This is a genomic window from Catenulispora yoronensis (genome assembly GCF_039531695.1).
GTDB lineage: Bacteria > Actinomycetota > Actinomycetes > Streptomycetales > Catenulisporaceae > Catenulispora > Catenulispora yoronensis.
In genome coordinates this window covers 35223-58395 of sequence record NZ_BAAAQN010000009.1, presented here as the reverse complement: position 1 = coordinate 58395, position 23173 = coordinate 35223, and the positions used below count along the sequence as shown (strand labels likewise).

The window sequence follows — 23173 nt, the reverse complement described above, 5'->3', positions numbered from 1 at the left end:
GCCGGGAAACAGCCACCCCGTTCGGCGTAGCGACCGGAGCCCGGCGCGGACCGGCGGCACCCTGCCCCTGCCTCTGTCCCCGTCGCCCAGCAGCACCATATGCCACTTTTCGCCCCGGTTACCCACGTTCCACCCCGGGCATGATCGGCGCCGAGGACTCCCGCACCGGAGGTGAGCATGAGGGCCTCCGTCGGCATGGCGGCGGGGCTGCTGCTGGTGGGCTTGTCAGGTTACGTGTTCCTGGCGGTCACCGGCCATTCCTCGACGCCTTCGGACGCCGCGGCGTTGTCGTCGCTGTACTTCCTGGCGGGGCTGGTGACGCTGGGGGTGTTCGTCGGGCTGGAGCAGGAGACGTCGCGGGCGACGAGCCGGGCGGTGGCGCGGGGCCGGCGGTTGGGGCCGGTGGCGCGGACGGCGCGGCGGCACACGGTGTGGCTGCTCGGGCTGACCCTGGCAGTACTGGCGGTGCTGGCTCCGGTGCTGGTGTCGGGGCCGTTGCGGGGCCGGTGGGCGTTGTTCGGGGCGTTGGTGCTGGCGGCGGTGGTGGGGGCGGCTTGTTACTGGGTGCGGGGGTTGTTGGGCGGGCGGCAGCAGTTCTACGGGTACGCGGCGACGTTGGCGACGGAGGGGCTGGCGCGGCTGGTGCCGTGTGTGGCGGTGTTCGTGGCGACGGGGCGGGGCGGAGCGGCGTGGGTGTACGCGTTGGCGTTCGCGGCGGCGCAGGGGTTGGCGGCGGCGGCCGGGTGGTGGTGGCTGCGGGAGGGGTTCGACGACCGGGCCGAGGACGTGCTGGACGTCGAGATCTCGGAGTTCGAGTCCGGGGAGCGGTCAGCGGCCGGCGGGTTGGCGTTGCTGGTGACGGCGAGTCTGCTGACGCAGCTGGTGGCGAACCTGCCGCCGTTGGCGGCGAGCGCCCGGTTGACGCATTCGGACGCGGTGGCGGCGGCTTTCGGTCAGGCGTTCGTGCTGGTGCGGATTCCGTTGCTGTTGACGTCGCCGATCCAGGCGATGTTGTTGCCGGATCTGACGCGGTCGGCGGCGCGCGGGGACCATGCGGCGTTGCGGGGCCGGGTGCGGGTGGCGTTGGCGGCGGTGGCGGGGCTGGGGGTGGTGGGGACGGCGGTGTTGGCGGTGGCGGGGCCGTGGGTGCTGCGGGTGTTCTTCGGGACGAAGGCTGATCTGTCGCACGCGTTGCTGGCGGTGCTCGGAGTCGGGACGGTGTTCTTGATGGCGGCGGCGATCTTGCAGCCGACGTTGGTGGCGTTGGATCGGCATCGATTGGTGCCGATCGCTTGGGGGGTCGGGGCGGCGGTGTCGGTGGTGTTGGTGGAGATGCCGGTGGATCCGTTGCACGCGGCGGCGGCCGGGGGTGTCGGGGGGCCGGCGGCGGTGGTGATGGTGATGGGGGCCGGGTTGGTGCGGGCTTTGCGGCGGGTGGATGGGCAGCCGCCTGGTCGGCCGATAGTGGCCACATCGGTTGCCACATCGGTTGCCACGTCGGTAGCGGCATCGCCTGCCGCCGCATCGATCAGCCCATCGCACGGGCCACCGGTCAGCCCGATAGTGAACCCGCCGACTGAAGCCCCCCAATCACCGACCGAAAGGCGGCACGCCATGACCGGTCCCCAGCCGAGCTGGCGACGCGCCGCCTCCCGCGCCGTGGCCCGCGCCTGGCGCCCGGCGGCCGAGGTGGCGGCGGCGTTGGCGGGGGCGCTGGTCATGCCGTTCGCGGCGCGCTACATCGAGGTGGATCCGTTGGCGCGGACCGGGCAAGTCAGTGCCCTGGCGGCGTTGCAGTTGCGGTTCGCGGTGCTGGGCGTGGTGTTGGTGGCGGTGCTGCTGTTCGTGCATCGGCGGGGCGGCGGTGCCTATGACACCGCCAAGCGGATGGTGTGTGGGGCGGTGGCGGGGTTGGCTTCAGGGTTCTTGGCCGGGGGGATCGTGGTGGCGTTGCGGGGGACGCCGTGGCCGTTGTTCGGGTTGTCGGGGGACACAGGGCGGTTAGTGGAGTGGTCGGCGTCGATCGTGCACGGGCACGGGAATCCGAACCCGACATATCCGCCGTTGACGCTGCACGCGTTGGCGTGGTGGGCGCAGCTGTTCCATCACGGGGACACCGCGTCGGCGTTCCGGGATTTCGAGATCGGCGGGGCGGCGTTGACCGGGCCGGCCGCTTATGTGGCGTGGCGGTTCGTGCTGAGTCCGTTGTGGGCGTTGGTGGTGGGGGTGGTACCGGCGTACGCGATCATCGATCCGTACAAGCCGTACGGGGCGATCGTGATGATCGTGCTGTTGCCGGTGTTCGTGGTCTCGGTGCGGCACACGATGCGGGTCGGGGATCTGGGCTGGCGTCGGGTGGTCGTGAGCGCGGTCTTGTTCGGGTTGCTGTATTCAGTGCTGTTCTTGACCTATCCGGGTTCGTCGTTGTGGAGCGCGCCGGGGTTGGTGGCGGCGGTGTTGTTGCTTTTCCCGTGGTCGAGGGCCCGGGTCGGACGGTTGGCGGCGTTCGTCGGGGTGACGGTCGCGGTGTTCGCGGTGCTGTGCGGCTGGTACGTGCGGGATCTGGTGGGTCCGGGGAACGTCGATCGGGCGTATGGGTTCGATGCCTATACGGATCCGGCGTTTTTCTCGATGTGGCGCACGGACATGCCCGGTGATGTGGGGCAGTGGCCGCCGCCGGGCGAGTTGGCGGGAGTGGGGCTTTTCAGTGTGCTGACGTTTGCCGGGTTGGGGGTGGCGCTGTGGTTGGGGTGGCGGCGTCCGTTGGCGGTGACGGTGGCGTGTGTGTTCGCGGGGACGTGGTTGTGGCGGATGGAGGTGGCTTCGCGGATGTGGGCCACCGGGTCGGTGCAGTTGTGGCCGCGTACCGGTAATCAGCTGCTGTATTGCGTGTTGGTGCTGAGCGCGGCGGCGGCGTGTTTCGCGGCGTCGCGGGTGGCGGCGTGGCCGCCGTTGCCGTCGCGGGTGGGTGCTCATGTCGGCGGGCTAGTGGCGGTGTTGCTGGTGTTGGGGACGGCGGCGTCGTCAGTGTCGGACTACTGGATGCCGGCGAAGACCAACAGCTACAAGATCCTCGCCTACGTGTCGCAGACCATGCGCAAGCCAGATGGGAGTTGCCCGAAGTACGCGCCGAACCACGAGTGTTCGGACAAGGGCGATCAGTCCTGGTTGAACAACTTCGCGCCGCCGCGGAACCACTGACCGACGCCGCCCAGTGAAATCAAGACGCTGCGAAAGCGGGTGTATCAGGCTCCGGATACCCATCCGGCATAGAACAGCGCCAGTCCGATGCCGACGAACATCCCGCACAGCAGCCAGAACCGCACCACCACAGTGGTTTCGGGCCAGCCGATCATCTCGAAGTGGTGATGCAGCGGCGCGATCTTGAAGATGCGTTTGCCGTCGCGGTAGCGGTAAGAGGCGACCTGAAGCACCACCGACAGAGTCGTGATGACGAACAGTCCGCCCAGGACGGCCAGCAGGAGTTCGGTGCCGGTGCAGATGGCCAGGCCGGCCAGGCCGCCGCCGAGGGCCAGGGCGCCGGTGTCGCCGAGGAAGATCTGCGCGGGAGCCGTGTTGAACCACAGGAATCCCGCGCAGGCGCCGACCACGGCGGCCGCCACGATCGCCAGGTCCATGGGGTCGCGGACGGCGTAGCAGGCGTGGGGACCGGTGGGCAGGGCGCCGGGGCGCTCGCAGGATCCTCCGTCCTGCCACACGCCGATGAAGACGTAGGAGGAGAACACCAGGAGGCAGGCGCCGGTGGCCAGGCCGTCGGCGCCGTCGGTGAGGTTGACTCCGTTGGAGGAGCCGATCACCAGGCCGACGGCCCAGATGACGAACAGGATCGGTCCCAGGTAGAGCGAGGTGTCGCGGGCGAACGACAGGTACTCCGACGCGGGGTGGTAGCTGTGGGCGCCGTCGCTGGGAAAGAACAGGGCCAGGATCGCGAAGGCCAGGCCGCAGCCCCATTGCCCGACGGCTTTGGCGCGGGCGCGCAGGCCGAGGTTCCGCTGCCGGAACACCTTCAGGTAGTCGTCGAGGAAGCCGACCAGGCCGAGGCCGGCCATCAGGGCCAGGACCAGGACGGCGGAGGCGGTGGGTACTTTGGCGGTGACGGCTTTGGTGAGCGCGTAGGCCAGCAGGGTGCCGAGGATGACCACGACGCCGCCCATGGTCGGGGTGCCGTGCTTGACCTTGTGGGTGCTCGGGCCGTCTTCGCGGATCGGCTGGCCGTAGCCGCGGCGGGTGAAGATCCTGATCGCCAGCGGGGTGCCGGACAGGGACAGCACCAGGGCGAGGCCGCCGGCCAGGAGGACAGCGCGCACGTCGCCGAGGTCCACGGTGGTGCCGGCGGTCGCCAGTGGGCTGCGGGCGAGAGGCGCGCCGGACACCGCGCCCGGCGCACCGGCACGCTCGAAACCGAGCCCGGCAAAGCGTTCACTGACGTGTGCGATCACAGCCGGAAACGGCATCGGCGGAAGTCCCCCCACGTGGCGGTCGTCGGTCCCGCGGTGTCCCCCGGCCGACGGACGTGACGTCGAACGTATCAGCCCGGGCCGTTCACGGGGTCGGGCGGCGGGCGACACAGCGCCGAGGGACGCCGCACCGCGACCGCCGTGACCAGCACCGCGAGTCCCGCGACAAAAACCGCCCACCAGAGGACCCAGCCGCCGGGCGGCGCCCACTCGATCGGGTAGATGCCGTACTTCTTCCAGCCGCTGTGCGCGTAGCGGATCATCGACCAGTAGAAGGCGCCGACGCCGGCCAGGCCCAGGACGATCGCCGCCACCGCCGGGACGCGTCGTTCGATCGCGTCGGGCAGGGCCGGGCCGATGCGGCGCGCCACCAGCAGCCCGGCCAGCACCGGCAGGCCGACCACCCACGCCAGGATGTAGCGGCCCTGCCAGCCGATGCCGACGCGCCGGGCCTCGGAGATCTGGGCCGCGAGCGGGATCAGCACGGTGCCGAGCATCAGCGCCACCAGGACCAGCGTCTCGCGCCAGCGGGCGCAGCCCAGCGCGCACAGCACCAGCAGGCCGACGACCGCGTACCAGGCGATGGTGGTGCCCGGCGGGAGCGCCACGTCCAGCCAGCCGAGGTTGCCGATGGCCTCGATGAGGTAGGTGCCGGAGTTCCAGAAGACCTCGGTGGCGACCTGGCCGGTGGTCAGGTCCGGGAAGGACAGGGTCTGGGTCGTCAGGCGGTCGGAGTAGCGGTTCCACAGGACCGCCGCGACGCCGCCGGCGACCAGGACGCCGATCACGACCTGGACGGTGTGGTTGCGGCCGAGGCGGAGCAACGTCCGCGGACCGGCCACGACGGCGAGCGCCACGAGCACCGAGAGGGTGAACAGGACGCCGAGGCTGCGGGTATTGGCCAGCAGGACGCCGCCGACGCCGAGGGCGATGGCGCGGCGGGTCACCTGGCCGGGGCGCGGGTCGTCGTCGAGGGCCAGGGACATGCCGGCGGTCCAGGCCAGGACGGCGGCGGTGGCCTCCATGCCGTTGGAGTTGACGGTGCCGGACAGGAACAGCGTCATGGGGGTACCGCAGGCCAGGACGCCGAGGATCGGCCAGCCGGGGCGGCGCCAGCCGGCGGCGACGCCGACCGCGGCGGCGAGCAGCGCCGAGTTGAGGAGGGCGGACATGAGGCGCATGCCGTAGAGGGCGCTGACGCCGGGGAGCCAGCGGCTGGGCAGGCCGACGGGCCAGTAGTAGGCGGGGTTGTAGTTGCCGGCGGAGGTCTCGACGATCTTGATGGTGTCGTCGGTGCCGAACTTCTTGCCGCAGGCGGCGGAGAGGAACTTGTTGCGGAAGCAGGCCGACATGGCGTCGAGGGTCGCGTATTTGGCGGGGAGGGGGTAGCCGAGCCAGGTCTTCTCGAAGCCGCCCTTGATCTCGTGGCGGGAGGTGGAGTTGATGAATTCGCCGCGCGCGGTGGCGGCGGCCTTGACCATGTGGGAGGGCTCGTCGGGAGAGGTGGCGAGCGGCGAGGCGAAGGCCCAGCCGGCGGAGACGAGGAAGAAGCCGGCGAGGGCCAGGAACCAGGGGCGGGTGAGGAAGCGGGTGGTGGCGCGGGTGGCGCGGCGCCAGGGGGAGAGCGGAGCGGCGGGCGGCGGGGGCTCTGCGGCGAGGGGGACGGCGGCCAGGGGCAGGGTGGGGTTCGGTGGTGGCTGGAATTCGGTCGGCCGGGGGCGCGGGGCTTCGGGTGTCGCGGAGTCGGCGTGGGACCAGCCTGATGGCCATTCGGGCATCGGTTCCGGGATCAAGTCGGCGCGCACAGGCGGAAGTTGCCTCGTGGCAAGGCCATCATCGGGCGCTGGGCCATCGGGAGAAGCAAGCTCATGCTCCGCCGATCGCTCGCCAACCGCATCAGACACCACCGGCTTCGGAGCCCGGCCAGCAGAAGAAGCAGGCTCATGCTCCACCGCCTCAGGAGCAATCGGCTCGGAACCCTGGCCACCGGAAGCAGCAAGCTCCCGCTCCGCCGCCGCTCGCTCGCCATCCGCCTCAGGCACCACCGGCTTCCGAGCCGGGCTGTCGGCAGCACCGGGCTCGCGCTCAGCCTCTCCTGGAGGTTCCGGCTCTCCCGGACCACCACCGCTCACCGTGCTGATCCTCCGGAGCGTCGTGCGGGGCCGAAGGCGTAGCGGGCCAGTGTCCGTACTCCTGAGCTGCTCCCCCGGCGGGCTGCGCCGGGCAGCAGGGTGGCGGCGTGCAGGCGGGAGGACAGGTGGAGGCGGGCTGTGCGGGCGGCTTTGCGCCAGCCGAGGCGGTCCATTTTGGCGGCTTCGTCGAGGAAGAAGGCGCGTTCCTCGGCGAAGCGGGTGCCGGTGTGGGCGCGTTCGCTGGAGACGCTGACGGCGTGGCGGCGGTATTGGAAGCAGGTGGTGTCGCTGACCACGATCTGGGCGCCGGCGCGGATCCATTCCAGGGTGAGGGCCAGGTCCTGGACGACGCGGAGGCGGGGGTTGAAGCCGACTTCGGTGATGATGTCGGCGCGCCAGCAGATGGCGGGGAAGTACATCCAGTTGCCGCGCAGCAGGCTCACGGCCAGGCTCTCGCCGCCCAGGACGGCCGCGCCGTGGACGCGGGGGGCGTAGACGCGGCGTTTGACCTTGTCGATCCAGGGGTCGACGACTTCGCCGTTCTCGTCGATGATCTCGACGCCGGGCTGGGTGAGGGAGGCCTGGGGGAAGGTGTTCATCAGGGCACGGACGGTGCCTATGTAGTTGGGCAGCATGCGGTCGTCGCTGCCGATCATGGTCACCAGCGGCTGGGTGACGAGGTCCAGGCATTTCTGGAAGTTCTCGGTGATGCCGAGGTTGGTCTCGTTGCGCTGGTAGTGGATCTTCTCGGGGCCGTGTTCGGCGACGAGGCCGGCGAACCATTCCGGGACGCCGGGTTCGGCGCCGTCGTCGACGACGGTCAGCCGCCAGTGCGGGTCCCGCTGGTTCAGGACGCTGCGCACCGCCTCCTGCATCATCCCGACGTCGCCGTAGTAGGGCATGAGGACGTCGACCGTCGCCTCCGGCGGCCGGGGCGGGGGCGGCGGGGCCAGGCTCGTCGCCGGGGGTAGGCCGGCGCGGACCCGGGCCCAGGTGAGGGCGTCGCGGATGGCTTCGGAGACGGTGAACTTCGGGGTCCAGCCCAGCAGCTGGCGGGCTTTGGCGGTGCCGGTGTAGGCGCCGATGACGTCGCCGGGGCGCCGGGGCGCGGTGACGACTTCGAGCTCGCCGGGGACCGCGTCCTGGAAGGCGTCGGCGAGCTCGCGGACGGTCGTGCCGTCGCCGGTGCCGAGGTTGATCACCTCGTAGGGCACCTCGCTGCGCTGCGTCCCGGGGACCAGGTGGCGGGCCACGATGGCGTCGAAGTTCCGCAGCGCGGCGAGGTGCGCCTCGGCGAGGTCCCAGACGTGGATGTAGTCGCGGATGGCGCTGCCGTCGCGGGTGGGCCAGTCCACGCCGGTGATGTGGAACGGCTGGTCCTGCTCGTAGGCGGTGATCATCTTGCCCAGCACGTGGGTGGGCTGGGGGTTGGGGTTGCCCGTGCGGAACTCGGGATCGGCGCCGATCGGGTTGAAATAGCGCAGCGCGATGGCCTGGAGTTCGCCGGCGCGCGCCACGTCTTCGAGGATCCATTCCATGACGGCTTTGGTCCGGGCGTAGGGGCTGGCGGGTCCGATGGGCGCGTTCTCGTCGACTTCGCCGGTGGCGCCGGCGGCGTAGACGGAGGCCGAGGAGGAGAACACCAGGCGGTGGCAGCCGTTGCGGACCAGGCCCTCGATGAGTTCGAGGGTTTTGGTGACGTTCTCGCGGTAGTAGCGGATCGGGTTGGCGACCGATTCGGGGACGACGGTCAGGGCGGCGCAGTGGACGGTGGCGGCGAGGTCGGGGTGCTCGCGGAAGATCCGGTCCAGGAGGGCGGCGTCGGCGATGTCGCCTTCGTAGAAGGTCCGGCCTTCGGTGAATTCGCGGCGGCCGGTGGACAGGTTGTCCAGGATGACCGGGACGTAGCCGGCGTCCAGGCAGGCGGAGGCGACGGTGGAGCCGATGAAGCCGGCGCCGCCGGTGATCAGGATTTTCTGCGGCGGGTGCACGCCTGCCGTCTGCTCCGTGCTCGTCGGCTCGGTGCTCATCGGCTCCGTGTTTGCCGGCTCGGTGTTCGTCGGCTCAGTGCTCATCGGTGTCCCGCCTCGAAGCGCTCGGCGTTCAGCTCGATGGCGTCGCGGACGGCGATGGCGCGCGCCAGTTCGGTGAAGCGTGCTTCCTGGGTCTTGAGCCGGAAGTAGGTGTTCACGGACACGAAGACGAAGGCGATGGCGAGGACGTAGAGGACGAGGTCGGTGCCGCGTCCGACGCCGACTTCGTGGGCGAGCCAGTCGACCCAGTCGGGGCGCAGGACGGCGATGACGACGGCGATGATGAAGCACAGGAAGGCGAGCCGTTTGAGGGCGCGGGTCTGGACGGCGTTCCAGTTGCGGATGAACAGGAGCAGCAGGAGGGCGGCGACGGCGAGCAGGACGATCTGGATGATCATTCATGACCTCCGTGACCGCAGGGAGAGATCGAACAGGATGTTGACGCCGTTGATGAGGGACTGGCCCTTGGCTTTGGAGTAGTCGGTGTACAGGACGGTCACGGGCACTTCGGTGACTTCCAGTTCCGAGCGCGCCAGGTAGTCGACGATCTCCGAGGCGTGGGCCATGCCGTTCATGGTGATCTTCAGCTGGGAGGCGGCGGGCCGGTTGAGGACGCGCAGGCCGTTGTGGGCGTCGGTGAGTTGGAGGCGGCGCGCGGCGGGGCTGAGGGCGGCGACGGTTTTCAGCAGGGCTCGTTTGATCCAGGGGACTTGTTCGGTGTCGCCGAGGAAGCGGGAGCCGAGGGCGACGTCGGCGTCGCCGCCCTTGACGGCGCGGACGAGTTCGGCGGCGTCCTCGACGCGGTGCTGGCCGTCGGCGTCGAAGGTGACGAAGTACTGGGCGTCGTCGTGGAGCAGCGCGTATTCCAGGCCGGTCTGGAGGGCGGCGCCCTGGCCCAGGTTCACGGGGTGGGTGACCAGGTGGGCGCCGGTGTGGAAGATGCGTTCGGCGGAGTCGTCGCGGGAGCCGTCGTCGACGCAGACGACGTGCGGGAAGGTCGGAAGCACGTCCTCGACGACGTCGGCGATGACCGCCGCCTCGTTGTAGACGGGGATGACGACCCAGACGTCGTCGAATTCCGAAGTCCCATCCGTACCGGGAGGCTCCGCTGTATGCACAGCTCCCAGATTGTGTCCTTATAGGACGTATCGCACGGCGATTAGGCCGTCCGCGCCAGCACGCGCCGGATCGCGCCGTCGACGGCGTCCGGGTGCTCCAGCGGCAGCACATGGCCGCCGCGGGGCACGATCTCCAGCCCGGCCCGGTGCCCGGCGCCCTCCGGCAGCGCGGCGGCGCCCTCGTCGATCTGGGCGGCCATCCGCTCGCTGTGGAAGGCCGGGGTGAGCAGGTCGTGGTCGCCGACGACGATCTCCACCGGCACGTGGCCCAGCGTGGCCAGGGCCCCGGCCTTGTCGTGCGCGGCGAAGGTCGGGAAGAAGTCGGCGATGACGTCCATCGGCGTCGAGGACAGCATCTCGTCGGTGAAGCGGACCAGGGCCGGCGGCACGTCGGAGGCGAAGGCGTAGCGGCGGGTCAGCAGCTGCGCGAGGTCGGTGCCGGCGCGGCGGGTGCGGTCCACGAGCGTGTGGCCGCGGCCGAGCAGCGCGAACACGCCGGGCGCGGTGCGCTGGAACAGCCGCGCGGCCCCGGCCGGCAGGCCCAGCGTCATCTCGTTCCAGTGGCCGTCGGTGGTGGAGACCAGCACCACGCCGCACACCCGGGCGTGGTCCCCGGCCCCGCCGCCGAACAGCTCGGGGTGTTCGGCGGCCAGCGCCAGGATCGACATACCGCCCATGGAGTGGCCGATCAGGATCACGTCGCCGTCCGGGCACACCGCGTCCAGCACGGTCCGCAGGTCGCGGCCGATCTGGTCGATGGTGTGGGAGGCCTGGGTGCCGCGCTCGGAGCGCCCGTGGCCGCGCTGGTCCCAGAACACGCAGCGGTTGGTCGCGGCGAACTCGGCGCGCTGGTAGTGCCAGGTGTCCTGGTGCAGAGCGTAGCCGTGGCAGAACACGAGGGTGGGGCCGCCGGGCGTGGTGCCGGGGCCCTTGCGGGCCCAGCCGGCGCCGCCGGTGAACAGCTGCGGGCCGTCCACCTCGACGTAGAGGCCCACGCCGTCCTCGGCGCGGACGGTCAGGGGACGCCCGCGCAGCGTCCCGTACGGCTCGGCCGGCCGGCGAGGTTCGGCCAAACGGCGTACCGCGCGGCCGATCGTGGCCCGCTCCAGGGCGAACCCGGCGGCCGCGCCGGCCGCGATCACCCCGACCGCGACCCCGGCTATGCCCGCCTTCTTCGCGGTGCTCGCTGCCATTGCGCCCCTTCCGGTGTTTGGGTCTACATCAAGATTTCCCGACGTAGACCCTCGGAACACGCGGACCGATGCGCGTGACGATCTCGTAATTCAATGTTCCCGCGGCGCGGGCCCAGTCGTCGGCGGTGGGCTCGCCCCGATCGCCGGGCCCGAAGACGACCACCTCGTCGCCGGCGTGGACGCGGTCCACCGCCGCCGGGTCCTCCAGGTCGACGACGAAATGGTCCATCGCCATCCGCCCGGCCACCCGGTACCGCTGCCCGCCGACCAGCGCCTCGCCGATGTTGGAGGCGTTGCGCGGCAGGCCGTCGGCGTAGCCGAGCGGGATCAGGGCCAGGGAGGTGTCGGCGTCGGTGTGGTAGCTGTGGCCGTAGGACACGCCGTGGCCCGCCGGGACGGTCTTGACCAGCGCCACGCGGCCGCGCAGGGTCATCGCGGGGCGCAGGCCGAGCTCGGCCGGGGTCACGTCGGCCAGCGGCGACAGGCCGTAGAGCGCCAGGCCGGGGCGCACCAGGTCGAAATGAGCTTCCGGCAACGTGAACGTGGCCGGGCTGTTGGCCATGTGCCGCACCTCGGGCCGCAGCCCGGCCTGGTCGGCGACCGCGAGCGCCTGCCCGAACGCGTCGAGCTGGGGCTGGATCGAGGGGTGGCCGGGCTCGTCGGCGCAGGCGAAGTGCGACCACAGACCGGTGATCTTCACGTGGCCGGCGGCCTCGGCCTTCGCCGCCCGTTCCACGAGTTCCAGCCAGTCGTGCGGCTGGGTGCCGCCGCGCCCCAGGCCCGTGTCGGCCTTGAGCTGCACGCGCGCCACGATGCCGAGGCGCTGCGCGGCCGCGACGATCTCGTCGAGGGCCCAGGAGGCGTAGGCGGTGACGTCGATGTCGTTGCGGATCAGGGCGTCCCAGGGGCCGCCGACGTGGTGCAGCCACGACAGGATCGGTCCGGTGATCCCGGCCGCGCGCAGTTCGAGGGCTTCCTCGGGCAGCGCGGTGCCGAGCCACGCGGCGCCGGCCTGTTTCGCGGCCCGCGCGCACTCCGCGGCGCCGTGCCCGTAGGCATCGGCCTTCACGACCGCCATCAGGCCGGCCCCGGAGCCGGCGGCGATCTGGCCCACGCGAGCGGTGTTCGCGCGGACCGCGTCGAGGTCGATCACCGCCTCGGCGCGGAGCACTGGCCCGGCGCCGGGCGTTAATCCATTGGCGGTCTGGTCTGTCATCGACGGTAGTCTGCCAGGCTGTCGCGTCCCCGACGTCGACGGCCGCCTCCAGCGGCCTTCCGAGTCGTCGTCGCGGGCTCCGTCCACGAGGGGGTTATCGATTTTGGAAACGCTGGAGTCGAAGGTCAACGGCTATCTCCATGCCAACGCGCGCGGCCGCGCGACCAACGAGGCGTGTGGGCCGTTCCACATCGGGTTCGACGCCGACAACGGGAACCCGTTCCTGAACTACGCGGTTCCGGAGCCGAACGCCGAGCCGACGCCGGAGCACATCGCAGCCCTGATCGCCGCCTTCGAGAAGCGGGACCGGACGCCGCGGCTGGAATTCGCGCCCGGCGGCGCCCCGGGGGTGGAGGAGGCGCTGAAGGAGGCCGGATTCGAGGATCAGCAACGGCTTCCGTTCATGATCGTGACGGCGGCGGAGCTGGTCGGGCCGCTGGACGTGGACGGCGTCGAGGTCGTGGTCCTGGACGCGACGGCCGGCGACGAGGAACTGCGGGGCGTGGCGCAGGCTCAGTGGGAGGCGTTCGTCGGCGAGGCGGGCGGCGAGTCCGGCGAGTCGGGCAAGGAGCACGACGGCGATTTCTCGGCGGAGGTGGCGGGCCTTCGCAGTTCCCTGGAAAGCGGCAAGTTCGCGGTGCTGGCACGCGGCGCCGCGGGGACGGCCGACGCGGGGGTGCCGATGGCCGGAGGGTCCTCGGGGCCCGGAATCGACGGCACGACCGAGATCGGCGGGATCGCGACGCGGACGGCGTATCGGCGGCGCGGGATCGGGGCCGCGGTGACGGCGGCGCTGACCCGGCACCTGCTGGAGGCGACAGGGCTGGACTGCGTGTGGCTTTCGCCGGCCGGGCCGGATCAGGAGCGGCTGTACGCGACGGTCGGGTACCGGAGCCTCGGGGAGATGCTGTTCATCTGGAAGCCGGGGGACGCGGCAGCGGCCGAGTAGCCCAGTAGCCGGCCAGCAGGCCGAATGGCTGTGTGGGCCGCCTGGCTCGGGACAGGCGGCCCCTTCGCACCTCACCCCCCTCCCCTATTGCAGAAGATATCTTCCGGAAGACACCTTGCAGAAGGAACCTTCTGAATCTACGGTGGTTCCTGTGACCGCACCCGAACCACCGACCACAGCCGCCACGCCGCGCCGCATCACCGACCCCGAAACCCTCAAGGGCCTCTCCCACCCGCTCCGCCAGCGGCTTCTCCGTCTGCTCACCCAGCTCGGCCCCTCCACCACCACGATCCTGGCCGAGCACCTCGACGGCGCCGACCCCGGCCGGATCAGCTACCACCTGCGGGAGCTCGGGAAGCGCGGCTTCATCGAGGAGGCCCCGGAGTTGGCGCGGGACCGTCGCGAACGGTGGTGGCGGGTTCCGCAGGGGGCCGTCGTCTGGTCGAACACCGACTTCCGGACGCCCGAGGGGCGGATCGTCGCCGAGGCGGCCTACGCCCAGCAGGTGGAGGACCAGTTCGAGCGGCTGCGGACCCACGCCGTGGCCCGCGAGGGCTGGAGCGCGGACTGGCAGGAGGCCGCGACCTCGTCGAACTCGAACCTGCGGCTGCGGCCGGACGAGCTGCGGGCACTGTGCGAGGAGCTGAACGCCGTCATCCGCCGCTGGTCCGAGCCGGGGCGGCGGGATCCCTCGCTGCGCCCGGAACAGCAGCCGGTCGACGGTCGCGAGCACGTGTTCCTGTTCTTCCACGCGTTCCCGGAACGGCCCTGAGGAAGGAGCCCGCCATGACGATCGCGCTCAAGACCGTGTTCCTTCCGCGCCGGATACCCGCGCACCGCAACGCCCAATACCTGCGCTACCTCGGTGGCGCCACGCTGAGCGCGCTTGGTGACCAGTTCTGGTACGTCGCGCTGTCGTACGCGGCCGTGCGTTCCGCGTCGCCCGCGGCGGCCGGGTTGGTGCTGTCCGTGTCCTCAGTGCCGCGGCTGCTGCTGGTGCTGTTCGGCGGGGTGCTCGTCGACCGCTACGACGTCCGGAAGCTGATGGTCGGCAGCGACGCGTTGCGGGTGGTGGTGTGCCTGGTGGCCGCGGTGCTGGTCACCGCGACGCCGGGGCTGGGGCTGCTGGCGGTGATCGCGGTGGTGTTCGGGATCGTGGACGCGGTGTTCATGCCGGCGTCGGCAGCGCTGCGGCCGCAGCTGCTGGAGCCGCACCAGTACGCAAGCGGGGCCGTGTTGGCAACGCTGTCGGGACGGCTGGCGTTGACGATCGGGGCTCCGCTCGGCGGCCTGGTCGCCGCGACGGCGGGCCTCGGGGTGGCGCTGGTGGTGAACGCGGTCAGCTTCCTGGCGTCGATGGCGGCGGTCATGAGCGTTCGGCCTCGGCCAATCGCTTCGGAGAACAGCGGCAGTGGCGAAGCGGAAGCCAACCACTCCGCAAAAACTCCGAACATGACCCAGACCGCATCCGCATCCGCATCCGCATCCGCATCCGCGACCACGAACACGAACACGAACACGAACACAAAAACCGGCGCCGATACCGACTACAGCCCGCGCGCAACTCCGGCCCCGCCCAAAGAATCCTTCGCCCGCAGCTTCCTCTCCGGCGTCTCCTACCTGCGCCGCCATCCCGTCCTGGGCCCCTACGTCGTCTGGCTCACCCTCTGCAACATCGGCTTCGTCGGCCCCCTCAACGTCGGCGCCGCCCTCCTCGCCACGCGACGCGGCTGGGGCGCGCCGGGCATCGGCCTGCTCCTCACCGGCTTTGGCGTCGGAGCGGCCGTCGGAGCGCTCTGCATGGGCAAGGTGCGGCCGCGCTGCGGTCTCGGGACCTGGCTGGCCGTCGCCGGCGCGGCCGAAGGCGTTGCCGCGGCGGCGATGGCGCTGGTCCCCTCGCTCGGAGCCGCCATCGCGGCGAGCGCCATCGTGGGGATCCTGTCGAGCGCGATCGGGGTGCCTGCGACGGTTCTTCAGCAGTCGGTGACCGAGGATGCGTTCCGGGGCCGTTTCGAGAGCGTCGTGACGCTGCTGTCGCTCGGGATCGTGCCGTTGACGATGGCGTTGATGGGCGTCGCGGTGGGGGTGCTCGGGTTGCGGGCCGCGTTCGTGCTCAGCGGGTCGATCGAGGTGCTCGGGGTGGTGTGCTTGGTGTCGCGGCCGTTCCGCGACGTGCGGGCTCCGGCGTAGTGCCGACCGCGCCGGCCGTCAGCACTTCCACCAGGTCCCCGGCAATGATCTGCCGCCCGGGGCGTTCTCGGAGCAGTTCCCGCGCCGCCGCGCCGTGCAAGTAGGCGGCGACGGAGCCGGCGTCGTAGGCGGTGCGGCCGGTGGCCAGCAGTCCTCCGGCCAGACCGGACAGGACGTCTCCGGAGCCGGCTGTGGCCAGGGCCGGTGTCCCGGTCGGATTGACGCGCACTGTCGGGTTCCCGGGCTCGGCCACCAGGGTCGTCGAGCCCTTCAGCAGCACCGTGCAGCCGGTTCTGGCGACCAGTTCCAGCACCACGGCCAACCGGGTGGCCTCGACGCGTTCCGGCGTCCACGGGTCGCCCAGCAGCCGCGCGGCTTCTCCGGCGTGCGGCGTGATGAGGGTCGGGTGCGGCCGGTGGACGGGATGCGGCAGGGCCGCCAGTCCGTCGGCGTCGACCAGGACCGGGACTTGTTCGGCGAGCGCCGCCGCGACCTGGCCGCCGTCGTCCAGGCCGATGCCGGGTCCGACCACCCAGGATTGGACGCGGCCGGCGCCGATGAGCACTTCGGGGTATTGCGCGAGCACCCCGGCGCTCACCTCGGATTCGCCGACGAACCGCACCGCGCCGGCGCCGCTGCGCAGGGCTGATCCGGTGGCCAGCACGGCCGCGCCGGGGTAGCGCGTCGAGCCGGCGACGACGCCGACGACTCCCCGGCGGTACTTGTTGCTCTCGGCGGAGGCGGTCGGCAGCAGGGCTTGGACGTCCTGGGCTTCGAGGGCTTGCAGGACCGGTTCGCCTTCCAGGTGGGGGGTGAGGCCGATGTCGACGAATTCCAGGGCGCCGACGTGCTCGGCCCCGGGGGAGATCAGCAGCCCGGGTTTGTGGGTGCCGAAGGTGACGGTGACGTCGGCGCGTACGGCGGGGCCGGTCACCTCGCCGTTGTCGCTGTCGACGCCGCTGGGGATGTCGACCGCCAGCAGGATCGGGCCGGTGCCCGGCGCGCGGCGGGCCCGTTCCACCTGGGCGAAGACGGCGGCCGCGGCGGGCCGCAGGCCTCCGCGTCCGCCGATGCCCACGACTCCGTCGAGCACCAGCTCGGCGCCGCCGAAGGTCCAGTCCGCCGCGTTGGCGGCGCGTCCCCCGGACGCCCGGAGGGCGGCCAGGCCGCCGCTGTGGGCCCGCGCCTCGTCGAGCAGCACGGCCTCCACTACTGCACCGCGCCGCGCCAGCCGTGCGCCCGCGTAGAGCGCGTCGCCGCCGTTGTCGCCGCTGCCCGCGACGACGACCACGCGCTTGCCGTAAACCCGTCCCCCGAGGTGCCGTACGCAGGAGGCCACCAGCCCGGCGACCGCGCGCTGCATGAGCTCGCCTTCGGGCAGCTGGGCCATCAGCGCCGCCTCCGCGCGCCGCACCTGGTCGACCGAGAACGCCGTCCGCATGGTCCCACCCTGGCGCGAGGCGGCCCGTGGCGCCAATCGCGGATCGCATTTCGGTGCGGAGCCCCGTGCCGCCGCACTGTCCCCCGCCACCCCGCCTCGCTAGGATCACCGGCATGTCAGGCGAGCTCGAACCGACGGCGCGTGCCGAGTTGCGTGCGTCCCACGAAGACCGCGACATCGTCGTGGACCAGCTCCGCGTCGCCGCGGGGGACGGCCGGATCGACCCCGACGAACTGGACCAGCGCATCGAGGACGCGCTGAACGCCCGGACCTACGGCGAGCTGGACCGGCTGATCAAGGACCTGCCGCAGTCGGCGACGGCCGCGGGGGTGGCGCGCCGGAGCGAGGCGGAGTCTTCGCAGAGCATCACCATCACGCACGGCAACACCCACAAGCGCGGGGCCTGGCTGGTGCCGCGGCAGCTGACGGTCACGGTGCGGCACGGGACGGTGGAGCTGGACTTCACCGAGGCGGTGTTCCACGGGGCCCGCGAGGTGGAGATCGTGCTGGACACGCGGCACTGCAACCTGCGGATGACCGTGCCGGACGGTTCCACGTTCGACACCAGCGCCTTGGTGGTGCGGCACACCAACGTGAACCAGCGGGATCTGGGCGCGGCCGGGCCGAACGCGGTGCGGCTGGTGATCTCGGGCCAGACGCAGCACACCAATCTGCGGGTGCGGAAGCTGTCGGGTCTCGCGGCGCGCCGCCGGGCCAAGCAGGCTCAGCGGGCGCTGCCGTAGCGCCGGACCACTCCCTGAACCGCACCCCTGAACCGCCTCCTGAACCGCCGGCGACTAAGGCGCTCCGAGGACGCATCGGCCGCAAACACAATGAATCGGCCGCATTGGGCCCGGTGCGCCCGCGACGCACACTGACCGGGTGAACAAGACGCGCGCACCTTTTGTCAGAACCCTGCTCGCCGCCTTCGTCGCCCTGTTCGCGGTGCTGGCCGACACGTCCCCGGCCGCCGCGGATCCGCCCGTCCTCCCGCCGCCGGCGAACAGCATCGTGTTCGTCGGCACCGGGATCGACCAGGCGTTGATCGGCGCGATCTGCGCCGCCTACGACGCCATCCCGCCGGCCGTCCCCTGCTACAGCTGGGACGCGACCGGCAGCTCGCCGATCGTCACGAAGGCCGGGGCCGCGCCGGTCGCCCGGCCGAACGGTTCGCAGGCCGGTATCAGCCTGCTGAACAGCACGTCGTCGTCCGTGGTCGACGTCGCGCGTTCGGCGCGCGGCCCGCTGTCGGGGAGCCTGGACTACTTCATCCCGTTCGTCAGGGACGCGATCGGCTGGTCCGCGGAGACCGGCGGGAACGCACCGAGCAATCTGACCAGCGCCGACCTGCGGGGCATCTTCTCCTGCACCATCACCTCCTGGAACCAGATCACGGACATCGCCGGCTACATCGGCCCGAGCACCACGATCATTCCGGTCCTGCCGCAGCTCGGCACGGACACGCGGGGCACCTGGCTGGCGGACCTCGGGATCACGGCCACCTCCGAGCCCTGCTGGTCGCCGGTCACCCCGACGGAGAACGAGGGCACGGCCGCGATATTCACGGGCAACCCCAATGTGATCTTCCCGTACAACCTGGCGCATTATGTGGGCCAGGTCTACGACGGCAAGGGCTCCGGGTCGGACCTGCCCGGCTCGCTGGACGCCTTCCGCTCCATCGACGGGATCGCGCAGATCCTCACGGTCGGTCAGCAGTTCAACTCCGGCCTTCCCTCGGCCTACCTGCGCAATCTCTACAACGTGGTGCGGGTCAGCGACTGGAACAGCGCGACCCTCGGGCCGCCGCTCAAGGCGCTGCTCGGCAGGGCTTCGATCAACGGCTGGATCTGCAAGAGCGGGGCGGCCGTCATCAGCAGCTACGGCTTCCAATCGCTCGGGGCCGGCTGCGGTACGCAGCTGATCGGGATCTGACGCCTCTCGGTCTCGCGCCCCCGCGGCGGTCGCGGTGCGGCGTGCTCGGCCCGGTCGAGCACGCCGCACCCTGGAGTTTCATCAAACCCCACTGAGAACCCTTAAAGCGTTTCAAGTCCGAACAGGCCACCTGACCTCCGGCCTTGGTCTGCCGCACACCCGGAGTTCATCCCAAGGTACGAATATCTTGATCATGGAGATGGACCTTCCCAATATGGGCGTGCCGGCCGAACTCGCCGCGCGCATGAGCATGGCCGAGCAGCACGAGTACCTGCGCTCGAAGTTCTCGCGGCGCGGCCTGATCCGGGGCGGCGCGCTCGCCGCCGGCGCGGTCGCCTCGATGCCGCTGCTGGCCGGGACCGCGAACGCCGCCCAGGGCGGTTCGCAGGGCGGCGACTCGCAGGGTGCCCCGGCCTACTACGGCCGTCCCGGCTCCGGCGCCGTCAACGGCGCGCTGGTCGCCCCTTACGGCCGCCACCTGGCCTTCGGTGCCGACCCCAGCAGCCAGTTCCGGGTGGCGTGGCAGACGCCGGTGCCGGTGAACCGTCCGTACCTGCGGTTCGGTCGCTCGCCGCTGGAGCTCGGCCACAAGATCTCGGCCGAGACCCGCGCCCTGCACACCCCCGCGCTGGTCACCACCGGCGCGGCGGTCGACCAGTTCTACCACCACGTGGCGATCGACCACCTGGAGCCGGAGACGACGTACTTCTACGGCGTCGGCCACGACGGCTTCGACCCGGCGGCGGTGCAGAACGCCGGCACCCTGGGCACCTTCACCACCGGCCCGCGCCCGCGCCGGCACGGCGGCGACGCGGCCGAGCCGTTCACCTTCACCGCGTTCGGCGACCAGGGCGTCAGCTACCACGCGCTGGGCAACGACAGCGTGATCCTGGCCCAGAACCCGGCGTTCCACCTGCACGCCGGCGACATCGCCTACGGCGACCCGGCCGGCCAGGGCCTGCCCGCCGACGGCTCCCAGTACGACGCGCGCACCTGGGACTCGTTCCTGTTCCAGACCGAGTCGGTGGCCAAGACGGTGCCGTGGATGGTCAGCGTCGGCAACCACGACATGGAAGCCTGGTACTCCCCCAACGGCTACGGCGGCGACGAGGCGCGCTTCGACTTCATCGCCAACGGCCCGGACCCGGTGAACGCCCCGGGCATCTACTCCTTCGTCTACGGCAACGTCGCGGTCATCTCCCTGGACCCCAACGACGTCTCCTACGAGATCCCCGCCAACTACAACATCACCGGCGGCAAGCAGACCCAGTGGCTGGAGCAGCAGCTGTCGGACTTCCGGCGCCGCTCGGACGTCGACTTCATCGTCGTGTTCTTCCACCACTGCGCGTTCTCCACCACCAACCAGCACGCCTCCGAGGGCGGCGTGCGGGACCAGTGGGTGCCGCTGTTCGAGCAGCACAAGGTGGACCTGGTCATCAACGGCCACAACCACGTGTACGAGCGCACCGACGCGATCGCCAACAACGCGGTCAAGAAGGCGCTGCCGGCCGGCAGCACGCACTACCCGGCCGACGGCGGCGTGGTCTACGCGACCGCCGGCGCCGCGGGCCGCAGCCTGTACTCGTTCCCGGTGCCGGACTCCTACGAGGGCAACGTGTCCTCGCTGGACTCGGTCGCGACCTACCACTGGGTCAAGGGCGGCGGCAAGGTCACCGAGACCGTCGGCTGGTCCCGGGCCCGCTACACCGGCTACTCGTTCCTGCGCGTGGACGCGACCCCGGCCCGCGCCGGCCGCACCACCACGCTGAAGGTGACGGCGCTGGCCGAGAGCGGCGCGCAGCTCGACCACTTCACGATCGAGCGGACCGCGGGCAAGCACTGAGCGCTGGGCGCTGAGTACGAAGCGCCGAGCGCTGAGCATTGAGTACGAAGCGCCGAGCGCTGAGCACGAAACGCTGAGCACTGCGCACTGAGCACGAAGCGCCGAAGCGGAAGCGGCCTCGCCGAGACGGTGCGGCCGGTTCGGTGAGGCGCTGAGCGACAAGCCAGCCTGGGACCCCGTCGCCGGTCGGCCGGTTCCAGGTATCGAGGTGGTGGTCCGGGTGGAACCGGCCACCACCTCTTGGTTTTCCCGCTGCTGGCTCTCCCGCCGCTGGTTCTCCCGCTGCCGGCTCTCCCGCTCGTGGCTCGCCCGCCAGCCTCAGGCCTCGGCGATCACCACGGCCGAGGCGATCCCGGCGTCGTGCGACAGCGACACGTGGAACGTGCGGATGCCCCGCTCCGCGGCCAGCGCCGCCACCGTCCCGGTGACCCGCAGCTCCGGCCGGCCGTCCGGCAGCGTCACCACCTCGCCGTCGTGCCAGCGCAGGCCGCGCGGCGCGCCGAGGGCCTTGGCGAGCGCCTCCTTCGCCGCGAACCGCGCCGCCAGCGAGGCGGTGCCGCGTTCCCGCTCCGCGGGGGTGAACAGCTTCTCGCGCAACGCCGGCGTGCGGGCGATCGACGCCGCGAACCGTTCGACGTCCACGACGTCGATGCCCACACCCAGGATCATGCGCGAGTCCTTACCTGCCGCTACTCCACCGTGACCGACTTGGCCAGGTTACGCGGCTGGTCGACGTCGTAGCCCAGGGCGTCGGCGAGTTCGGCGGCGAAGACCTGGAGCGGGATGGTGGCGACCAGCGGCTGGAGCAGGATCGGCAGTTCCGGGACGTGGAACAGGAAGTCGGCGTAGGGGGCCACGGCCTCGTCGCCGTCCTCGGCGATGACGATGGTCTTGGCGCCGCGGGCCCGGACCTCCTGGATGTTGGAGACGATCTTGTCGTGCAGCAGCGGCCGCTTGGGCGAGGGCACCACGACCACGACCGGCAGGTCCTGCTCGATCAGGGCGATGGGGCCGTGCTTGAGCTCGCCGGCGGCGAAGCCCTCGGCGTGGATGTAGGCCAGCTCCTTGAGCTTGAGCGCGCCCTCCAGGGCCATCGGGTAGCCGACGTGGCGGCCCAGGAACAGCACGGTGCGGGCGCCGACCATGGAGCGGGCCAGCTTGCGCACCGGGTCCATGCGGTTCAGGGTCTCGGCGATCGCCGCCGGGGAGTCCGACAGCTGGGTCAGGACCTCGGCGACCTCGTCGTTGAACTTCACGCCGCGGACCTGGGCCAGGTAGAGGCCGACGAGGTAGCAGGCGGTGAGCTGGGTCAGGAACGCCTTGGTGGAGGCGACGCCGATCTCCGGGCCGCCGTGGGTGTAGACGACGGCGTCGGACTCGCGCGGGATGGTGGAGCCGTTGGTGTTGCAGATGGCCAGCACCCGGGAGTGCTGCTCGCGGGCGTGCCGGATGGCCATCAGGGTGTCCATGGTCTCGCCGGACTGCGAGATCGCGATCACCAGGGTGTCGCGGGTCAGGATCGGGTCGCGGTAGCGGAACTCGCCGGCCAGCTCGACCTCGACCGGGATCCGGGTCCAGTGCTCGATCGCGTACTTGGCGATCAGGCCGGCGTGGTAGGCGGTGCCGCAGGCGACCACGATGATCTTCGTGATGGCGCGCAGCTCCTCCTCGGACAGCCGCATCTCGTCGAGCACCAGCTTGCCGTCGGCGTTGACCCGGCCCAGCAGGGTGTCGGCGACGGCCTGGGGCTGCTCGGCGATCTCCTTCTGCATGAACCAGTCGTAGCCGCCCTTCTCGGCGGCCGAGGCGTCCCAGGAGACGTGGAACCGCTTGCCCTGGACCTGCTCGCCGTCGAAGGTGGTGATCTTCACCGAGCCGTCCCGGTACACCTCGGCGACCTGGTCCTGGCCCATCTCGATGGCCTCGCGGGTGTAGGCGATGAACGCCGAGACGTCGGAGGCCAGGAACGCCTCGCCCTCGCCGACGCCGATCACCAGCGGGGAGTTGCGGCGGGCGCCGACGACCACGTCGGGGGCGTCGGCGTGCACGGCGACCAGGGTGAAGGCGCCCTGCAGGCGGTTCACGACGCGGCGCATGGCGGCGCCGAGGTCGCCGTCGCCGGCCTCGGCGAAGTCGCGGGCCAGCAGGTGCGCGACGACCTCGGTGTCGGTCTCGCTGAGGAAGGTGACGCCGTCGGCGACGAGGTCGGCCTTGAGGCGGGCGAAGTTCTCGATGATGCCGTTGTGGATGACCGCGACCTTGCCGGCGGTGTCGGTGTAGACGCCGTCGGCGGGGGCGGAGAAGTGCGGGTGGGCGTTGCCGTCGGTCGGGCCGCCGTGGGTGGCCCAGCGGGTGTGGCCCAGGCCGGTGGTGGACGCCGGGAGGGGCCGGACGTCGAGTTCCTTCTCCAGGTTGGCCAGCTTCCCGGCTTTCTTCGCCCCGGCCAGCCGCGCCTCGCCGGCGGACCGGTCGACCACGGCGATGCCCGCCGAGTCGTATCCCCGGTACTCCATCCGGCGCAGACCTTCCACCACGATGCCAAGGGCTTGCTGAGAGCCTACGTAACCCACGATTCCGCACATGGGGAGGAGCATAGTGGTATACCCGCTGACCTGGATTGGTACAGACCAATACGGCGCCGCTACCAG

Annotated in this window: 17 protein-coding genes; 7 read left to right on the top strand and 10 right to left on the bottom strand. The window is 71.2% G+C overall.

What is annotated here, in order from left to right; genetic code table 11:
• Positions 1–177 precede the first annotated feature (177 nt).
• A complete protein-coding gene (locus ABD481_RS10295) occupies positions 178–3201 on the top strand; it encodes a lipopolysaccharide biosynthesis protein (protein ID WP_344665340.1) in 3024 nt (1007 codons plus the stop codon).
• Positions 3202–3245: 44 nt separating this feature from the next.
• Here the strand turns inward: ABD481_RS10295 and mraY are convergent, their stop codons facing one another.
• The 7 genes from mraY to alr form a co-directional block, all read right to left on the bottom strand.
• Entirely contained in the window at positions 3246–4328 is a 1083-nt protein-coding gene (gene mraY / locus ABD481_RS10290) for a phospho-N-acetylmuramoyl-pentapeptide-transferase (RefSeq protein WP_344665464.1), read from the bottom strand.
• A 221-nt stretch (positions 4329–4549) separates the two neighbouring features.
• On the bottom strand, positions 4550–6283 hold the full coding sequence (locus ABD481_RS10285) for a DUF2142 domain-containing protein (protein ID WP_344665339.1): 1734 nt from the start codon (positions 6281–6283) through the stop codon (positions 4550–4552).
• Positions 6284–6606: 323 nt separating this feature from the next.
• The gene (gene galE / locus ABD481_RS10280) at positions 6607–8685 is read right to left on the bottom strand and encodes a UDP-glucose 4-epimerase GalE (RefSeq protein ID WP_344665338.1); all 2079 of its coding nucleotides are present in this window, start codon (positions 8683–8685) and stop codon (positions 6607–6609) included.
• Positions 8682–9041 (bottom strand): DUF2304 domain-containing protein, encoded by a 360-nt coding sequence (locus ABD481_RS10275; protein WP_344665337.1) that lies wholly within the window; start codon positions 9039–9041, stop codon positions 8682–8684. The genes galE and ABD481_RS10275 overlap by 4 nt, the downstream gene beginning before the upstream one ends.
• Entirely contained in the window at positions 9042–9761 is a 720-nt protein-coding gene (locus ABD481_RS10270; protein ID WP_344665336.1) for a glycosyltransferase family 2 protein, read from the bottom strand.
• A 41-nt stretch (positions 9762–9802) separates the two neighbouring features.
• Positions 9803–10954 (bottom strand): alpha/beta fold hydrolase, encoded by a 1152-nt coding sequence (locus tag ABD481_RS10265; RefSeq protein ID WP_344665335.1) that lies wholly within the window; start codon positions 10952–10954, stop codon positions 9803–9805.
• Positions 10955–10982: 28 nt separating this feature from the next.
• Positions 10983–12170: an alanine racemase gene (alr, locus tag ABD481_RS10260; RefSeq protein ID WP_344665334.1), complete on the bottom strand. Its 1188-nt coding sequence runs from the start codon at positions 12168–12170 to the stop codon at positions 10983–10985.
• A 103-nt stretch (positions 12171–12273) separates the two neighbouring features.
• On the opposite strand from alr, the gene ABD481_RS10255 reads away from it, so the two are divergent.
• The 3 genes from ABD481_RS10255 to ABD481_RS10245 all read left to right on the top strand — a co-directional run bounded on the left by ABD481_RS10255 (position 12274) and on the right by ABD481_RS10245 (position 15309).
• On the top strand, positions 12274–13119 hold the full coding sequence (locus ABD481_RS10255) for a GNAT family N-acetyltransferase (RefSeq protein ID WP_344665333.1): 846 nt from the start codon (positions 12274–12276) through the stop codon (positions 13117–13119).
• 151 nt (positions 13120–13270) lie between these two features.
• Positions 13271–13891 carry a helix-turn-helix domain-containing protein gene (locus ABD481_RS10250; RefSeq protein ID WP_344665332.1) on the top strand — a complete coding sequence of 207 codons (621 nt, stop codon included), beginning with the start codon at positions 13271–13273 and terminating at the stop codon, positions 13889–13891.
• 14 nt (positions 13892–13905) lie between these two features.
• On the top strand, positions 13906–15309 hold the full coding sequence (locus ABD481_RS10245) for an MFS transporter (RefSeq protein WP_344665331.1): 1404 nt from the start codon (positions 13906–13908) through the stop codon (positions 15307–15309).
• On the opposite strand, the gene ABD481_RS10240 is transcribed toward ABD481_RS10245, so the two are convergent.
• Entirely contained in the window at positions 15233–16750 is a 1518-nt protein-coding gene (locus ABD481_RS10240; protein ID WP_344665330.1) for an NAD(P)H-hydrate dehydratase, read from the bottom strand. The two genes, ABD481_RS10245 and ABD481_RS10240, sit on opposite strands and share 77 nt — an antisense overlap.
• 113 nt (positions 16751–16863) lie before the next feature.
• Here ABD481_RS10240 and ABD481_RS10235 point away from each other — a divergent pair, with 113 nt between their 5' ends.
• The 3 genes from ABD481_RS10235 (at position 16864) to ABD481_RS10225 (ending at position 20525) form a co-directional block, all read left to right on the top strand.
• The gene (locus ABD481_RS10235) at positions 16864–17493 is read left to right on the top strand and encodes a DUF1707 SHOCT-like domain-containing protein (RefSeq protein WP_344665329.1); all 630 of its coding nucleotides are present in this window, start codon (positions 16864–16866) and stop codon (positions 17491–17493) included.
• 139 nt (positions 17494–17632) lie between these two features.
• Positions 17633–18682: a substrate-binding domain-containing protein gene (locus ABD481_RS10230; RefSeq protein ID WP_344665328.1), complete on the top strand. Its 1050-nt coding sequence runs from the start codon at positions 17633–17635 to the stop codon at positions 18680–18682.
• Positions 18683–18881: 199 nt separating this feature from the next.
• A complete protein-coding gene (locus tag ABD481_RS10225) occupies positions 18882–20525 on the top strand; it encodes a purple acid phosphatase family protein (RefSeq protein ID WP_344665327.1) in 1644 nt (547 codons plus the stop codon).
• Between the two features lie 318 nt (positions 20526–20843).
• Here ABD481_RS10225 and ABD481_RS10220 read toward each other — a convergent pair whose 3' ends face one another.
• Together ABD481_RS10220 and glmS are read right to left on the bottom strand one after the other, a co-directional pair.
• The gene (locus ABD481_RS10220; protein ID WP_344665326.1) at positions 20844–21194 is read right to left on the bottom strand and encodes a holo-ACP synthase; all 351 of its coding nucleotides are present in this window, start codon (positions 21192–21194) and stop codon (positions 20844–20846) included.
• A gap of 20 nt (positions 21195–21214) precedes the next feature.
• Positions 21215–23107: a glutamine--fructose-6-phosphate transaminase (isomerizing) gene (gene glmS, locus ABD481_RS10215; RefSeq protein ID WP_344665325.1), complete on the bottom strand. Its 1893-nt coding sequence runs from the start codon at positions 23105–23107 to the stop codon at positions 21215–21217.
• Positions 23108–23173 lie beyond the last annotated feature (66 nt).

What these genes read in the sequence shown, in the direction of transcription:
- ABD481_RS10295 (WP_344665340.1), top strand. Translation starts at nt 178, where the DNA reads ATGAGGGCCTCCGTCGGCATGGCGGCGGGGCTGCTGCTGGTGGGCTTG.
- galE (WP_344665338.1), bottom strand. Translation starts at nt 8,685, where the DNA reads ATGAGCACTGAGCCGACGAACACCGAGCCGGCAAACACGGAGCCGATG.
- ABD481_RS10275 (WP_344665337.1), bottom strand. Translation starts at nt 9,041, where the DNA reads ATGATCATCCAGATCGTCCTGCTCGCCGTCGCCGCCCTCCTGCTGCTC.
- ABD481_RS10265 (WP_344665335.1), bottom strand. Translation starts at nt 10,954, where the DNA reads ATGGCAGCGAGCACCGCGAAGAAGGCGGGCATAGCCGGGGTCGCGGTC.
- alr (WP_344665334.1), bottom strand. Translation starts at nt 12,170, where the DNA reads ATGACAGACCAGACCGCCAATGGATTAACGCCCGGCGCCGGGCCAGTG.
- ABD481_RS10245 (WP_344665331.1), top strand. Translation starts at nt 13,906, where the DNA reads ATGACGATCGCGCTCAAGACCGTGTTCCTTCCGCGCCGGATACCCGCG.
- ABD481_RS10240 (WP_344665330.1), bottom strand. Translation starts at nt 16,750, where the DNA reads ATGCGGACGGCGTTCTCGGTCGACCAGGTGCGGCGCGCGGAGGCGGCG.
- ABD481_RS10235 (WP_344665329.1), top strand. Translation starts at nt 16,864, where the DNA reads ATGTCAGGCGAGCTCGAACCGACGGCGCGTGCCGAGTTGCGTGCGTCC.
- ABD481_RS10225 (WP_344665327.1), top strand. Translation starts at nt 18,882, where the DNA reads ATGGACCTTCCCAATATGGGCGTGCCGGCCGAACTCGCCGCGCGCATG.
- ABD481_RS10220 (WP_344665326.1), bottom strand. Translation starts at nt 21,194, where the DNA reads ATGATCCTGGGTGTGGGCATCGACGTCGTGGACGTCGAACGGTTCGCG.
- glmS (WP_344665325.1), bottom strand. Translation starts at nt 23,107, where the DNA reads ATGTGCGGAATCGTGGGTTACGTAGGCTCTCAGCAAGCCCTTGGCATC.